Genomic DNA, 2,100 nt, shown 5'->3' with positions numbered 1-2,100 from the left:
GCGCGCCTCGGGCAGGAAACGCTCCAACAGCAGCCCTTCGGAGCCGAAGGTGGATTTTGCTTCGCGCAGCGCGCCTTCGATGTCCTCGACCAGCGTGGTCTCGTCAGTGACGAGCCGTTGTCCGCGCCCACCACCGCCGCCGACCGCCTTGAGCAGCACCGGCAGGCCCATTTGGCGCACCTCCTCGGCAATCTGCTCGGGATCGGACCGCGCACCTTCGGCGCCCGAAATCACCGGGACGCTGGCCGCCACGGCGGCCTCTTTGGCGCTGGCCTTGTCGCCGAAACGTTCAAGCGTTTCCGGCGTCGGCCCCATGAAGATCATGCCGGCGGCTTCGACCGAACGAGCAAAATCCGGGTTTTCGGCCAGAAAGCCATAACCGGGATGGATCGCATCCGCGCCCACTGATTGCGCAGCGGCAATCACCGCGTCGATTTTCAGATAGCTCTCGGATGCAGGACCGGCACCGATACAGACAGATTTGCCGATCTCGCGGACATGCAGGGCATTGGCATCGGCCTGCGAATGCACGCCGACAGGGGTGATACCGCTGGCCCGCGCGGTGCGCGCGATCCGGCAGGCAATTTCGCCGCGGTTGGCGATCAGAAGCGTTTTGATTTTCACGGTTCGCTCCTCACATCCTGAACACGCCGAAGTTGGTATCGACCTTGGGTCTGCGCGATGTCACATCCAGCATCAGCGCCATGACGTCACGGGTCTCACAGGGCTCGATCACGCTGTCGATCCAAAGGTTGGAAGCAAAATTATAGGCTCCCTGAAAATCTTCGTATTCCTTGCGGATCGGTGCCTTGAAGGCTTCCTCCTCCTCGGGGGTCCAGCTTTTGCCTTCGCGTTCGTTGATCTGCGCGCGGACCTGAGCCAGCACGCTGGCGGCCTGTTCCGGCCCCATGATCGCCGACCGTCCCGTCGGCCAGGCGAACATTGCGTCCGGCTGGAACGGGCGGCCCAGCATCGCCAGGTATCCGGCCCCGTAAGAGCCACCGGTGATGATTGTGAATTTCGGCACCCGGGCCGAAGACATGGCCGTGATCATCTTGGCGCCAGCCTTGGCAATGCCCATCTGCTCGACCTCGCGGCCCACCATGAAGCCGTTCACATCGGCCAGGAACAGCAGCGGAATATCACGCTGGACGCAGAGATTGATGAAATGCGTGGCCTTCAGTGCGGCTTCGACGAAAAGCACGCCTGTATTTGCGAGAATACCGACCTCGTGGCCGTGGATGCGGCCCCAGCCGGTCATGATCGTGTCGCCATAAAGCGGTTTGAATTCGTGAAAATCGCTCTCATCGACCAACCGAGCCACGATTTCGCGGTTGTCGGTCGGCACCTTGGGGTCGCGGCTGATGAGTCCATAAATCTCTTCGACCGGGTAGGCGGGCGCACGGGGCGTTTCGGGCGTCTTGCGGGGTTGGGGTTTTTCGCCAAGATGGCTGACAATTTCGCGCGTGATGGCCAGAGCGTGGGCGTCATCTTCGGCCAAATGGTCTGTCACACCGGAGACGGACGAATGCATCTTGCCGCCACCCAGTTCTTCGGCTTCGACCTTTTCGCCGGTTGCGGCAAAGGTCAATTCCGGTCCGCCCAGATACATAAAGCCCTGACCGCGCACGATCACCACTTCGTCACAGAGCGCGGGGATATAGGCACCACCCGCGGTGCAGGGCCCCATGACCACGGCGATTTGCGGCACACCATCGCCAGACATGCCGATCTGTTGGTGAAAGATGGAGCCGAACTGGCCTTCGTCGGGGAAAAGGTTGGCCTGGTCGGGCAGGAAGGCACCGCCGGAGTCCACGAGGGTGATGACGGGCAGGCGGTTTTTCCAGGCAATTTTCTGTGCCCGGACGTGTTTGCGGCAGGTGATCCCGAAATAGGTGCCGCCCTTTACGGTGGCATCATTGGCGATGATCATGCACTGACGGCCTTCGATCACGCCAATACCGGTGATGATGCCGGCGCCGGGCGGAACGCCCTTGTGCATATTCAACCCGGCCAGTTCGCCGAGTTCCAAAAACGGCGTGCCCGGATCGATCAAGCGCTCGATGCGCTCGCGCGGCAGGATCTTGCCTTTGGATTCGT

At 61.7% G+C, this 2,100-nt stretch carries 2 protein-coding genes; both read right to left on the bottom strand.

The genetic code is table 11. The features are described 5' to 3' along the window. The coding region (locus ABYW26_RS13800; protein ID WP_372605487.1) for a biotin carboxylase N-terminal domain-containing protein at positions 1 to 624 on the bottom strand (624 nt) is incomplete at its 3' end. Positions 625 to 634: 10 nt separating this feature from the next. After that, on the bottom strand, positions 635 to 2,100 hold a 1,466-nt coding region (locus ABYW26_RS13795; RefSeq protein ID WP_372605486.1), incomplete at its 5' end, for an acyl-CoA carboxylase subunit beta.

Source organism: Actibacterium sp. (assembly GCF_041584535.1).
GTDB lineage: Bacteria > Pseudomonadota > Alphaproteobacteria > Rhodobacterales > Rhodobacteraceae > Actibacterium_D.
Note: the sequence above shows the minus strand (reverse complement) of the source record. Positions and strands in the feature narration are given on the sequence as shown.